The organism is Pseudomonas sp. p99-361 (genome assembly GCF_003935475.1).
Taxonomy (GTDB): Bacteria; Pseudomonadota; Gammaproteobacteria; order Pseudomonadales; family Pseudomonadaceae; genus Aquipseudomonas; species Aquipseudomonas juntendi.
In genome coordinates this window covers 1-12,654 of the sequence record NZ_RHQO01000048.1, presented here as the reverse complement: position 1 = coordinate 12,654, position 12,654 = coordinate 1, and the positions used below count along the sequence as shown (strand labels likewise).

At 61.3% G+C, this 12,654-nt stretch carries 11 protein-coding genes; 10 read left to right on the top strand and 1 reads right to left on the bottom strand.

The window, feature by feature from the left end; all coding sequences use genetic code 11:
• Positions 1-11 precede the first annotated feature (11 nt).
• Positions 12-1,568 (bottom strand): nitric oxide reductase transcriptional regulator NorR, encoded by a 1,557-nt coding sequence (gene norR, locus EGJ22_RS18905; RefSeq protein ID WP_125920343.1) that lies wholly within the window; start codon positions 1,566-1,568, stop codon positions 12-14.
• A gap of 153 nt (positions 1,569-1,721) precedes the next feature.
• Here norR and hmpA point away from each other — a divergent pair, with 153 nt between their 5' ends.
• From hmpA to EGJ22_RS18855, 10 genes are all read left to right on the top strand, one after another.
• A complete protein-coding gene (hmpA, locus tag EGJ22_RS18900; protein ID WP_009685198.1) occupies positions 1,722-2,897 on the top strand; it encodes an NO-inducible flavohemoprotein in 1,176 nt (391 codons plus the stop codon).
• Between the two features lie 394 nt (positions 2,898-3,291).
• Complete coding sequence (locus tag EGJ22_RS18895) at positions 3,292-3,798, top strand: disulfide bond formation protein B (protein ID WP_009685199.1); 507 nt, start codon at positions 3,292-3,294, stop codon at positions 3,796-3,798.
• A 557-nt stretch (positions 3,799-4,355) separates the two neighbouring features.
• Positions 4,356-5,297 (top strand): ubiquinol oxidase subunit II, encoded by a 942-nt coding sequence (gene cyoA, locus EGJ22_RS18890; protein ID WP_009685200.1) that lies wholly within the window; start codon positions 4,356-4,358, stop codon positions 5,295-5,297.
• A gap of 3 nt (positions 5,298-5,300) precedes the next feature.
• On the top strand, positions 5,301-7,319 hold the full coding sequence (cyoB, locus tag EGJ22_RS18885) for a cytochrome o ubiquinol oxidase subunit I (RefSeq protein WP_009685201.1): 2,019 nt from the start codon (positions 5,301-5,303) through the stop codon (positions 7,317-7,319).
• Between the two features lie 3 nt (positions 7,320-7,322).
• Positions 7,323-7,949 carry a cytochrome o ubiquinol oxidase subunit III gene (gene cyoC / locus EGJ22_RS18880; RefSeq protein WP_029886722.1) on the top strand — a complete coding sequence of 209 codons (627 nt, stop codon included), beginning with the start codon at positions 7,323-7,325 and terminating at the stop codon, positions 7,947-7,949.
• Complete coding sequence (cyoD, locus tag EGJ22_RS18875) at positions 7,949-8,281, top strand: cytochrome o ubiquinol oxidase subunit IV (RefSeq protein ID WP_003248599.1); 333 nt, start codon at positions 7,949-7,951, stop codon at positions 8,279-8,281. The genes cyoC and cyoD overlap by 1 nt, the downstream gene beginning before the upstream one ends.
• A gap of 11 nt (positions 8,282-8,292) precedes the next feature.
• Positions 8,293-9,180 carry a heme o synthase gene (gene cyoE, locus EGJ22_RS18870; RefSeq protein ID WP_029886721.1) on the top strand — a complete coding sequence of 296 codons (888 nt, stop codon included), beginning with the start codon at positions 8,293-8,295 and terminating at the stop codon, positions 9,178-9,180.
• Between the two features lie 306 nt (positions 9,181-9,486).
• The gene (alaC, locus tag EGJ22_RS18865) at positions 9,487-10,695 is read left to right on the top strand and encodes an alanine transaminase (RefSeq protein ID WP_009682133.1); all 1,209 of its coding nucleotides are present in this window, start codon (positions 9,487-9,489) and stop codon (positions 10,693-10,695) included.
• Between the two features lie 197 nt (positions 10,696-10,892).
• Positions 10,893-12,020 carry a hypothetical protein gene (locus EGJ22_RS18860; RefSeq protein ID WP_009682132.1) on the top strand — a complete coding sequence of 376 codons (1,128 nt, stop codon included), beginning with the start codon at positions 10,893-10,895 and terminating at the stop codon, positions 12,018-12,020.
• A gap of 126 nt (positions 12,021-12,146) precedes the next feature.
• On the top strand, positions 12,147-12,530 hold the full coding sequence (locus EGJ22_RS18855) for a YkgJ family cysteine cluster protein (protein WP_029886718.1): 384 nt from the start codon (positions 12,147-12,149) through the stop codon (positions 12,528-12,530).
• The last annotated feature ends 124 nt before the right edge of the window (positions 12,531-12,654 follow it).

Below are 12,654 nucleotides of genomic sequence, written 5' to 3'. Positions count from 1 at the left end.
GTAGATAAACCTCAGCGAAGCCCCAGCCGACGGGCCAATCGGCTGAGGTTGGCACGGTCCAGACCCAGCTCGCGCGCCGCTGCCGCCCAGTTGTCCTGATGCCGTTGCAGGCACGCTTCGATCACCTGGCGCTGGTAGCTGTCGACGGCCTCGCGCAGGCCACCTTCGGGCAGGTTGGCTACCGACAGCGGCGGGGCAGGGAGGGGCGTGGCTGCGGCCGCCGGTGCCGTTGTACGCACGTCCAGGTCGCTGGCCTCAAGGGTCAGGATACGTGGCCGGTCGGGGTGTTGGCCCAGCGCCTTGAGCGCTGAACGGCCGATCAGGTGTTCCAGTTCGCGCACGTTGCCAGGCCATGCATACGCCAGCAGCGCGGCCTGGGCCTCACTGCTCAGGCGCAGGCTGTTCAGGCCCAGGCGCGAACGGTTCTGTTCGAGGAAGTAGCCGGCCAATAGCAGCACATCACGCCCACGTTCGCGCAGTGGCGGTACCTGCAGCGGGTACACGCTGAGGCGGTGATAGAAGTCGGCGCGGAAGTTGCCGTTGCGCACTTCGGCCGCCAGGTCACGGTTGGTGGCGGCGATCAGGCGCACGTCCACGCGGTGCTCGCGGTCCGACCCCAGGCGTTGCAACTGACCGCTTTGCAAAACGCGCAGCAGCTTGGCCTGCACGGTCAGCGGCAGTTCGCCGACTTCGTCGAGGAACAGCGTGCCGCCGTTGGCCAGTTCAAACTTGCCGCGGCGCTCGCCGTGCGCGCCGGTGAAGGCCCCGCGCACATGGCCGAACAGCTCACTTTCCACCAGGGTGTCCGGCAGGGCTGCGCAATTGAGGCTGACCAGCGGCTGGTTGGCGCGGCTACTGGCCTGGTGCAGGGCCTGCGCCACCAACTCCTTGCCAACACCGGTTTCGCCGGTGATCAGTACCGTCAGGTCGCTGCCACCGACCAGGCGGATCTCTTCCACCAAGCGTTTGTGGGCCGGGCTTTGGCCGATCAGCTCCTGGTGCTGGCCACTGGCCTGGCGGTAGATTTCGGCGCGGTGATGTTCGTCTTCGGCGCGCAGGGCCAAGTGTTGAATACGCTCGGCCACGGTTACGGTCGCGGCGGCCAGGCTGGCGAAAGCTTGCAGGGCGTCCAGCTCCAGGCTCTGGAACTGCCCCGGGGTCAGCGCATCGAGGGTGACCAGGCCCCATGGGCGCTCATCGACCATCAACGGGCAGCCCATGCAGTCGTGAACTTCGAGCGAGGCCGCGACGGCGGTCACCAGGCCATCATAGGGGTCGGGCAGCTCGGAATCGCTGGCGAAGCGGGTGGGCTCGGGGCGGCTGAGCAGGATCTGGAAGCGCGGGTGTTCGCTCACCCGGAACCGCCGGCCGAGGGTATCGGGGCTCAGCCCGTCCACGGCCAGCGGTACCAGCCATTCGCCGTCCAGGCGCAGCAGCGCGGCGGCATCGCATGGCAGCAGGCTGCGCATGGCCTGCAACAGGCGGCGATAGCGCTCCTGGTCGGGCAGTTCGCGGGACAGGTCACTGACCAGTGGCAGCAACGTGGTGAGCAAAGGCTTTGTGGTCATATGGACTCCAGTAGGTCTTTATGACTATACGGCGTGCTGGGTCTTTTTGACATGGTAAGCCTCAAGTGGTTGATTTCGTTGGAAACTTAAGTTGGCACGATTGGTGTAATGACCTAGGCATCATTTGAAGCCCTAGGCCCAGGAGTCACCGCAATGCTCAATGCCGACCAACGTGCGATCATCAAGGCCACCGTCCCACTGCTGGAAAGCGGCGGGGAAGCGCTGACCACTCACTTCTACAAGATGATGCTCAGCGAGTACCCCGAGGTGCGTCCGCTGTTCAACCAGGCCCACCAGGCCAGCGGCGACCAGCCGCGCGCACTGGCCAACGGGGTGCTGATGTATGCCCGCCACATCGACCAGCTGGAGCAACTGGGCGGCCTGGTCGGGCAGATCATCAACAAGCACGTCGCCCTGCAGATTCTGCCGGAGCACTACCCGATCGTCGGCAGTTGCCTGCTGCGCGCCATCGAGGAAGTGCTGGGCAAGGACATTGCCACCCCGGCGGTGATCGAGGCTTGGGGCGCTGCCTATGGTCAGTTGGCCGACATCCTGATCGGTGCCGAAGAAAACCTTTACCAGCAAAAGGAAGCGGCCGAAGGTGGCTGGCGCGGGACCCGCGAGTTCCGCCTGGTGCGCCGCGAACAGGAAAGCAGCGAAATCGTTTCGTTCTACTTCGCCCCTGTAGACGGCAAACCGGTGCTCAAGGCCGAGCCCGGGCAGTACATTGGCCTGAAACTGAACATCGACGGTGCCGAACAGCGCCGCAACTATTCGCTGTCGGCGTTGTGCGACGGCAAGGAGTACCGCATCAGCGTCAAGCGCGAGGCGGGCGGCAAGGTGTCCAACTACCTGCATGACCAGTTGCAGGTTGGCGATACCCTGCAACTGTTCCCGCCAGCAGGTGACTTCACCCTGACAGCCAGTGCCAAGCCGCTGGTACTGATCAGCGGCGGTGTGGGCATTACCCCGACCCTGGCGATGCTGCAGGCCGCCCTGCACACCGGGCGTCAGGTGCATTTCATTCACTGCGCACGCAATGGTGCGGTGCATGCCTTCCGTGACTGGATCGATGGCCTGGCGGCGCGCCACCCGCAGCTCAAGCGCTTCTACTGCTATGCCGAGGCGGATGGTGGTGCGGCCAATGCCGTGGGCGTGCTGAGCGAAGACCTGCTGGCCGAGTGGCTGCCGCGTGAACGGGACGTGGATGCGTACTTCCTTGGGCCGAAGGGCTTCATGGCGGCGGTCAAGCGCCAGCTCAAGGGCCTGGGCGTGCCGGAACAGCAGAGCCGCTACGAGTTCTTCGGGCCGGCGGCGGCGCTGGAGTGATGTAGTGGCCGTACCGGCCCTATCGCCGGCTTGCCGGCGATAGGGCCGGTCCAGGCTTATGCATTTCCAGCGGCATGCCACGCATCACACCTTTGTGCCTATATATAAAGGAAAGATGAAAGCACCAGCGCCGCTTTCATTCTTAATCATCCTTTAATCACGGTATCCTTCACTTCCGGGTGTCGAGGGGCTTGCCCCTGCGCGGCGCCCGGGCACTGGTTTTTTGCCGCCCGCCGTTGAACCGACCTCGTTCTGGCCGGTCTCAGCCACACCGGATAGCCCTGCGCAGTGCTATCACGCCGCTTCCTCGGCACGCTCACAGGCCCCGCTCAGCGTGTAGACTTGCGCCAGGGCAGGCGGACCACGCTGCCACTTTCCATCGAAGGAACCGGTAATGAACGAACAAACATCGCGCCTGAATCGGGAACGGCGCTTTCTGGTGCTGCTGGGCCTGATCTGCATTTCGCTGATCGGCGGCGCGCTCTACATGCAGGTGGTACTGGGCGAGGCGCCGTGCCCGTTGTGCATCCTGCAGCGCTACGCACTGCTGTTCATTGCCGTGTTCGCGTTCATCGCGGCGGCCATGCCCGGGCGCCGTAGCCTGACCTTCTTCGAGGCCCTGGTCGTGCTCAGTGCCATTGGCGGAATGATTGCGGCTGGCAACCATGTGTATATACTCGCCAACCCGATGGTCAGTTGTGGTATCGATACGCTCCAGCCGATCGTCGATGACCTGCCGCTGGCCAAGCTGTGGCCCTTGGCATTCCAGGTCGACGGCTTCTGCAGCACGCCATACCCACCGATCCTCGGTTTGTCGCTGGCGCAATGGGCGCTGGTTGCCTTCGTTCTGACCGCTGTGCTGGTGCCGCTCGGCATCTACCGAAACCGCCGCCAGGCTTAGACAAAAGTCCCGATTTGTGTGGGGTCTTTTACAGCCCGCGAGAACAGGGAAAAGTTGCCGCCCGCTTGATCTGGATCAATCTCAAAGCCTTGCAGAATGCGGCTTTGAGGCCTGGCAAGCGGGGTGCGACAAACTGTCGCGAAGTTGAATAATCAGTCGCCATTGTTGCAGATTCTGTAAAAGACTGTTGCTCAATAAGTCATAGTCAAGGGTTGGCGACCTAACTACAATCGCCCCCAATTCCCGTTCGGCACTGCTTGCGAGTCGCAGGATTGAAGGAAGCCCCAGCGCTTCTTTTTGCTGACTTCGTCAAGTTTCGCCCAACGGCGATACCGGGCGGACCCCCCTCCGCGTTTTCCCGCACCAAATGGACTTGGTCTGAAGTACAGGCCTGTTGCCTACGAAACCAAAAGCACCGCTAACCCGCTTGAGCCAAGGTCCTGCAGTCAGACCCAGGCAGGAGCGAGTACGGGCGCGACATGCCTCACTTGGCAGGACGAAGTGTTGGCTACCAAAACACAAATTGCATTGAAGCAAGCTGATCTAGAGGTCGTGAGATGAGTAAAAAGCGTTACCCCAGACTGTTTGGCATATTGCCCTTTTTAGGCATGCTTTTACTCAGTGGGTGCAACTGGACCCTGCTCGACCCGAAGGGCCAGGTCGGCATTGAGCAAAAGAACCTGATCCTGATCGCTACCGGGCTGATGCTGCTGGTGGTGGTGCCCGTCATCATCATGACCCTTGCGTTCGCCTGGAAGTACCGTGCTTCCAACAAGGCTGCCACCTACACCCCTGACTGGTCGCACTCGACCAAGATCGAGGCCGCGGTGTGGATCATCCCGATCCTGATCATCATCGCCCTGGGTTACGTCACCTACAAGTCCACCCACAAGCTGGATCCGTACCGTCCGCTGGACTCCGACGTCAAGCCGGTACAGATCGACGTGGTCGCGCTGGACTGGAAGTGGCTGTTCATCTACCCGGAGCAGGGCATTGCCACGGTCAACAAGATCGTCTTCCCGGCTAACACCCCGGTCAACTTCCGCGTCACCTCCGACGCCGTGATGAACTCGTTCTTCATCCCGGGCCTGGGCGGCCAGATCTACGCCATGGCCGGCATGACCACCAAGCTGCACCTGATCGCCAACGAAAACGGCGAATTCGACGGTATCAGCGCCAACTACAGCGGTGCTGGCTTCACCGGCATGAAATTCAAGGCTACTGCCACTTCCCAGGAAGACTTCGACAAGTGGGTCGCCGAGGTCAAGCAGTCGCCGAAGAAGCTGGACAAGGCCGAATACGACGCCTTGGCCAAACCAAGCGAAAACAACCCAGTCGCGCTGTATAGCGAGGCATCGCCAGAGCAGTTCCAGCTGATCGTAGACAAGTACGAAGGCATGAACCGCGGCCGTAGCCACGAAGAAGCTGGCAGCAAAGATCTGGCCACAACCAAGGGTGTGGAATCGAGTATGCAACCAGCTGCCGGTGCAGAGGAGTAAGAGATGTTCGGTAAATTAAGCCTGGAGGCGATACCCTATCACGAGCCGATAGTCATGGTGACGCTTGCCATGATCGCGCTCGGCGGTATCGCTGTCGTCGGTCTTATCACCTATTTCCGCAAGTGGACCTACTTGTGGAGCGAGTGGCTGACTACTGTCGACCACAAAAAGATCGGCGTGATGTACATCATCGTCGCGATGGTCATGCTGCTGCGCGGCTTTGCCGACGCCATCATGATGCGTACCCAGCTGGCTGCCGCAACCGGTGGCTCCGAAGGCTACCTGCCGCCTGAACACTATGACCAGATCTTCACCGCCCACGGTGTGATCATGATCATCTTCATGGCGATGCCGTTCTTCACCGGCCTGATGAACCTGGCGGTTCCTCTGCAGATCGGTGCACGTGACGTTGCCTTCCCGTTCCTGAACTCCCTGAGCTTCTACCTGCTGCTGGCAGGCGTGCTGCTGGTCAACATCTCGCTGGGCGTTGGTGAATTCGCCAAGACCGGCTGGGTTGCCTATCCGCCGCTCGCAGGCATCCAGTACAGCCCTGGAGTAGGTGTCGATTACTATATCTGGGCGCTACAGCTATCCGGATTGGGTACGACGCTTACCGGCGTGAACTTCCTCGTCACCGTGATGAAGATGCGCGCACCTGGCATGAAGCTGATGGACATGCCGATCTTCACCTGGACCTGCACCTGGGCCAACGTCCTGATCGTTGCATCGTTCCCGATCCTGACTGCTGCACTTGCGCTGCTGACTGTTGACCGTTATCTGGACTTCCACATTTTCACCAACGAGCTTGGTGGGAACCCGATGATGTACGTCAACCTGTTCTGGGCGTGGGGCCACCCTGAGGTTTACATCCTGATCCTGCCGGCCTTCGGCGTGTTCTCGGAAGTGACTTCGACGTTCTCGGGCAAACGCCTGTTCGGCCACCACTCGATGATCTACGCATCGGGCGCGATCGCCATCCTTGGCTTTGCGGTATGGCTGCACCACTTCTTCACCATGGGTGCCGGCGCCAGCGTCAACACCTTCTTCGGCCTGGCGACGATGCTGATCTCCATCCCGACCGGTGTGAAGCTGTTCAACTGGCTGTTCACCATGTACCAGGGCCGCGTGCGCTTCACCCCGCCGATGCTCTGGACCCTGGGCTTCATGGTCACCTTCTCCATCGGTGGCATGACCGGCGTACTGCTGGCCGTTCCAGGTGCCGACTTCGTTCTGCACAACAGCCTGTTCGTTATTGCGCACTTCCACAACGTGATCATCGGTGGCGCGGTATTCGGCTACATCGCCGGCTTCGCCTTCTGGTTCCCGAAAGCCTTCGGCTTCACCCTGAACGAGAAGTGGGGCAAAGCTGCCTTCTGGTTCTGGCTGTCGGGCTTCTACGTTGCGTTCATGCCGCTGTACGCCCTGGGCTTCATGGGCATGACCCGTCGTCTGAACCACTCCGACAACCCACTGTGGGAACCCTACCTGTACGTAGCCGTTGTCGGCGCCGTGCTGATCCTGTTCGGTATCGCTTGCCAGCTGATCCAGCTGTACGTTTCGGTCCGCGACCGCAACCAGAACCTGGACGTGACCGGCGACCCATGGGGCGGCCGTACCCTGGAATGGTCGACTTCTTCGCCACCTCCGTTCTACAACTTCGCTCACATGCCTGAGAAAGTTGGCCTGGATTGCTGGCACGAAGCCAAGGAAGAAGGCGTTGCGTACAAGGTTCCGGCCAAGTACGAAGCCATCCACATGCCGAGCAACACTGCTACCGGTCTGTTCATGGGCCTGTTCCTGACCGTCTTCGGCTTCGCTTTCATCTGGCACATCTGGTGGCTGGTGGGCGCGAGCCTGGTTGCAACCATCGCGGTCTTCGTTCGCCACGCTGCACGTGACGACCAGGGCTACATGGTTCCGGCCGAAGAAGTGGCGCGCATCGAAGGCGAGCGTATGAAAGCGCTGGCCAAAGCAGGTGCTCTGCCTGCCGGCGCACGTGTCGAATCGTTTGAGCGGGTGTAATCAATGTCCAGTCAAGTAATGCACGGCGGCGCAGCTCATGGTCACGACCATGGGCATGACGACCACCACCACGACTCGGGCCAGATGACCGTACTGGGTTTCTGGCTGTACCTGATGACCGACTGCATCCTGTTTGCGTCGCTCTTCGCCACCTACGCGGTGCTGTCCGGCAGTTTTGCCGGCGGCCCGTCGGGTCACGACATCTTCCAGCTCGACTTCGTAGCTGTTGAAACGCTGTTCCTGCTGCTGTCCTCGATCACCTTCGGCTTCGCCATGCTGAAGATGTTCGATGGCAAGAAAGCAGGTGTGCTGGGCTGGTTGGCTGTGACCTTCCTGTTCGGTGCAGGCTTCATCGCGATGGAAATCTATGAATTCCATCACCTGATCGGCGAGGGCTTCGGCCCGCAGCGCAGTGGCTTCCTGTCGGGCTTCTTTGCCCTGGTAGGTACCCACGGCCTGCACGTGACTGCTGGTCTGATCTGGATGGCAATCATGATGTACCAGATCAACAAGCACGGCATCACGCCGACCGCCAAGACCCGCATGAGCTGCCTGAGCCTGTTCTGGCACTTCCTGGACGTGGTCTGGATCTGCGTATTCACCGTCGTTTACCTGCTGGGGGTTCTGTAATGGCTAACGCACACGACACTCATCACGAAGGTAATCACGGCAGCGTCAAGTCGTACATGATCGGTTTCGTACTGTCGATCATCCTGACCGCGATCCCGTTCGGCCTGGCCATGACCGCCAGCCTGCCGAAGAACCTGACCGTTCTGATCATCGTTGCCATGGCCGTGATCCAGGTGGTTGTGCACCTGGTGTACTTCCTGCACATGGACCGCTCGAAAGAGCAACGCAACAACGTATCGACGTTCCTGTTCACCACGCTGGTGATCGCACTGCTGGTCGGCCTGTCGCTGTGGATCATGTTCAGCATCCACTTCGAAATGCTGGCCAAGTGAGGTAAGACTGCATGTCCGTTAAGCACTTTATCCAAATCACCAAACCGGGGATCATTTTCGGTAACGTGCTTTCCGTGGCAGGCGGTTTCTTCCTTGCCTCGAAGGGCCATGTGGATTTCGCCCTGTTCCTGGCGGCGGTGATCGGTACTTCGCTGGTGGTGGCGTCCGGGTGCGTGTTCAACAACTGCATCGACCGTGACATCGACCACAAGATGGAGCGCACCAAGAACCGCGTGATGGTTCAGGGCGGCATGTCGCTGCCCCTCGCGCTGATCTACGCCACCCTGCTTGGGGTGGCGGGTTTCAGCCTGCTGTATGTCCAGGCCAACCCGCTGTCGGCGTTCTGCGCAGCAGTAGGGTTCGTCGTCTACGTCGGCTTCTACAGCCTGTGGCTGAAGCGCAAGTCGGTGCACGGCACCTTGGTCGGCAGCCTGTCGGGTGCCATGCCCCCGGTGATCGGCTACTGCGCCGTGAGCAACAGCTTCGACCTGGCTGCGGTAACCCTGCTGGTGATGTTCAGCCTGTGGCAAATGCCGCACAGCTTTGCCATTGCCATCTTCCGCTTCAAGGATTACAGCGCTGCCAACATTCCGGTGCTGCCGGTGGCGCGCGGCATTCTGGCGGCGAAGAAGCAGATCGTGCTGTACGTACTGGCTTTCGTGCTTGCTACCTTGATGCTCACCCTCGGCGGTTACGCAGGCCTCGGCTACCTGGCCGTGGCAGCTGCCATGGGCCTGTACTGGCTGTACATGGCCTGGGGTGGCTACAAGGCCGAGGACGACAGCAAGTGGGCGCGCAAGGTGTTCGGCTTCTCCATCCTCACCGTCACTGCCCTGAGCGTGATGATGGGTGTGGACAGCCAAACTGCTGCGGACGTGCTGATGACATACGCACGCTGAAATAGCTGCCTGTTTCACGAAAACCCCGGCCATGTGCCGGGGTTTTTTTATGGGTGTTTTCCTGTGCCGGCCACGGCGCAGGCCCAGGGGCTGCGGGTAACCCTGTGGGAGCGGGCGAGCCCGCGAAGAGGCCAGCGCAGGGAAACATAAATCCTGTATTTTCAAAAAATACTTCTGAAAAGATCTAAAAAAACAGGATTTTGTCCTTTACAGGTATCCTGTCTCGGCACTATCTTCTGATCCAGGCCGCCATATCGGCCAGCGTCGCTCGGACGGTTCCGGGCGCTTACGTTCTCAGAGGAAACCATGGCCAACCCAGGTTCGCCGCGCCGCTTTGCGCGCATCGATCGTCTCCCCCCTTACGTCTTCAACATCACTGCCGAGCTCAAGATGGCTGCCCGCCGCCGTGGCGAGGACATCATCGACCTGAGCATGGGTAACCCCGATGGCGCCACGCCGCCGCACATTGTCGAGAAGCTGGTGCAGGTTGCCCAGCGTGAAGACACCCACGGCTATTCCACCTCGCGCGGTATTCCGCGCCTGCGCCGGGCCATCGCCAACTGGTACAAGGAACGCTACGAAGTCGACATCGACCCGGAGAGCGAAGCCATTGTCACCATCGGTTCGAAGGAAGGCCTGGCGCACCTGATGCTCGCCACCCTCGACCAGGGCGACACCGTGCTGGTGCCCAACCCCAGCTACCCGATCCACATCTACGGCGCGGTGATCGCCGGCGCCCAGGTGCGCTCCGTGCCGCTGGTGCCGGGAGTGGACTTCTTCAACGAGCTTGAGCGCGCCATTCGCGAGTCGATACCCAAGCCGAAGATGATGATCCTTGGCTTCCCGTCCAACCCCACCGCGCAGTGCGTAGAGCTGGACTTCTTCGAGCGTGTGGTGGCACTGGCCAAGCAGTATGGAGTGCTGGTGGTGCATGACCTGGCCTATGCCGACATCGTCTATGACGGCTGGAAAGCCCCGTCGATCATGCAGGTGCCGGGCGCCAAGGACATTGCGGTAGAGTTCTTCACCCTGTCCAAAAGCTACAACATGGCGGGTTGGCGCATTGGCTTCATGGTCGGCAACCCCGAGCTGGTCAATGCGCTGGCGCGGATCAAGAGCTACCACGACTACGGCACCTTCACCCCGCTGCAGGTGGCGGCCATCGCTGCCCTGGAAGGCGACCAGCAGTGCGTGCGCGACATTGCCGAGCAGTACCGCCAGCGCCGCAACCTGCTGGTCAAGGGCCTGCACGAGCTGGGCTGGATGGTCGAGAACCCCAAGGCGTCGATGTACGTCTGGGCGAAAATCCCGCCGGCGTATGCACACTTGGGGTCGCTGGAGTTTTCCAAGAAGCTGCTGGCCGAAGCCAAGGTATGCGTGTCGCCGGGCATCGGTTTTGGTGATTACGGCGATGATCATGTGCGCTTTGCCCTGATCGAGAACCAGGACCGCATTCGCCAGGCCATCCGCGGCATCCGGCAGATGTTCCGGGCTGACGGGCTGGTCCGCAAGTAAGGCCATCGCGACCCAAGGCCGCTCCCACAGTGACCACGCAGCATCCGAAAGCTGCGCTGTACCGGTGGGAGCGGCCTTGCGTCGCGAAAGGGCTGCAAAGCAGCCCCAGGGTCTTCAGCCGGGCGAGCTTTCCGCCTGCATTCCAACCCTCAGCCAACCTACCTTCGGCACTCATTTCTCACCGAAGGGATCCCCCCATGAGTGTCTTCACCGCCTATTTCTGCGGCACCGGCTCGCACCGCTTCGACCACGCCAACCCCAACTTCTGGAACGGCGAGCTGGTTTCGACCCTGGCCAGCAACGAGCAGGGCCACGAGTTCGCCCATTGGATTGCTGTGGATGGTCCAGGCAGCGGCAACCTTCAGGATGACAACCTGTTCGTGGAACCTGGTGGCTATTACAACTGGACCGGGCAGCTGTTTGGCCGCGGCTGGGAGGAAAACGTCAACCACGTGCTGCAGGTGATCAAAGGCGAAAGCAACTGGCAGCGCAACGAACTGAGCAAGGAAGAATACGAGCGGCTGAAGCAAGCCGGGGTGCCGATACCAGATGCCGGGTCTGCGGCCTCATGGTTCTGGCGCAACTACAGCTACGGCGCCCGCCACCCCACACCGCAGCAATTGCAGGAGGGCATCATCAGCATGTTCCGCAAGCCGCGCCTGCCGACCCAGGTCAACCTGGTGGGCTGGAGCAGGGGAGGGATCAGCTGCCACATGCTGGCCAATGCCATGGCACAAGACCCTGTACTGCGCGACATACCGGTGAACATCTTTGCCATCGACCCGGTACCGGGCGTTGGCAATGTGCAGCAGCAGCGGGTCAGCCTGACCGGCAATGTGAAGGAGTACGTGGGGTTCTATTCACGGGATGAGCGTTCCAAAGGGTTTGCCTGCGTGGTTCCTGCCGTAGCGAGCACTACACGCATCTGCATCTATCCAATGCCTGGCCGGCACGCCACGCTGGTAGGCAACGCATCGCTTGACGGCGCGGGCGCGGGCAAGGTGTTGGCTGAGCCGGGGTTGATCGTTCGCCACTTTGCCGAAGTCTGCCTGGCCCGCTGGGGTGTGCAGTTGGGCAAGCGCCTGGCGTTGACCGACAGCCAGCTGATGCAGTATCACCAGCAAATGGCGGCGGCAGACGACCAGTACCAGGCCATGCGAAAGGCGTCCTATACCGTGCTCACCGAGGGTGAGAAGGACGACCGCCTGGTGCACTGTGGCCAAGCGCCCATGCGCTTCAGCGAGGTGCAGGGTGCAGCCTACGAACCCAGTACGGGCCTGGCCTTGCAGCGCTGGGACGCCGACACTTACAAAGCCATCTGCTAGCGTTGCCAGGCGGCCGGATCAGCGGCAATTTTTTTTGCATTGCCCCTCTATCCAGCCGCCCCTGCTTGGACTGAGAATGGCGCCGCGGGCCAGACCCGATAACAACAACCTTCCCTCCGTGCCATCATGTCCGAATACAACCCTTGCCTTGACTGCGGCGCCTGCTGCGGGTACTTCCGTGTGTCTTTCTTCTGGGGCGAATGCCAGTCTGCCGGGGGCGTTGTCCCGGATGACCTTGTGGTGCAGGTCAACCCTACCCGTGTGGCCATGATCGGCACCGATGCCAAGCCGTGCCGCTGTATCGCTCTGCAGGGCGAGGTCGGCAAAGAGGTGGCCTGTACCATTTATGCCAACCGCTCCAGCCCGTGCCGTGAGTTCGAGGCGTCGTGGGAGGGTGGGGTGCACAACCCCAGTTGTGACGCCGCCCGGGCAGCATATGGGCTGCCACCGCTGACACCGCCTGGGGCCAACGAGCCGCATTGGCCGGATGATGGGGCCGAGGTGGCCTGACGCTTTTTCGCTGGCCTGCACTGGCCCTATCGCCGGCAAGCCAGCTCCCACAGGGATCGCGTCAGGGCTGACAGGTGTTTGCCACAAGGTATGGCAGCGCCTGTTAGAGCGAGCGCCGCCCGCG

Excerpts from the sequence above, each read along its gene's own strand:
- EGJ22_RS18855 (WP_029886718.1), top strand. The coding sequence starts at position 12,147 with ATGTCCGAATACAACCCTTGCCTTGACTGCGGCGCCTGCTGCGGGTAC.
- alaC (WP_009682133.1), top strand. The coding sequence starts at position 9,487 with ATGGCCAACCCAGGTTCGCCGCGCCGCTTTGCGCGCATCGATCGTCTC.
- EGJ22_RS18895 (WP_009685199.1), top strand. The coding sequence starts at position 3,292 with ATGAACGAACAAACATCGCGCCTGAATCGGGAACGGCGCTTTCTGGTG.
- cyoA (WP_009685200.1), top strand. The coding sequence starts at position 4,356 with ATGAGTAAAAAGCGTTACCCCAGACTGTTTGGCATATTGCCCTTTTTA.
- cyoE (WP_029886721.1), top strand. The coding sequence starts at position 8,293 with ATGTCCGTTAAGCACTTTATCCAAATCACCAAACCGGGGATCATTTTC.
- cyoC (WP_029886722.1), top strand. The coding sequence starts at position 7,323 with ATGTCCAGTCAAGTAATGCACGGCGGCGCAGCTCATGGTCACGACCAT.
- norR (WP_125920343.1), bottom strand. The coding sequence starts at position 1,568 with ATGACCACAAAGCCTTTGCTCACCACGTTGCTGCCACTGGTCAGTGAC.
- cyoB (WP_009685201.1), top strand. The coding sequence starts at position 5,301 with ATGTTCGGTAAATTAAGCCTGGAGGCGATACCCTATCACGAGCCGATA.
- EGJ22_RS18860 (WP_009682132.1), top strand. The coding sequence starts at position 10,893 with ATGAGTGTCTTCACCGCCTATTTCTGCGGCACCGGCTCGCACCGCTTC.
- cyoD (WP_003248599.1), top strand. The coding sequence starts at position 7,949 with ATGGCTAACGCACACGACACTCATCACGAAGGTAATCACGGCAGCGTC.
- hmpA (WP_009685198.1), top strand. The coding sequence starts at position 1,722 with ATGCTCAATGCCGACCAACGTGCGATCATCAAGGCCACCGTCCCACTG.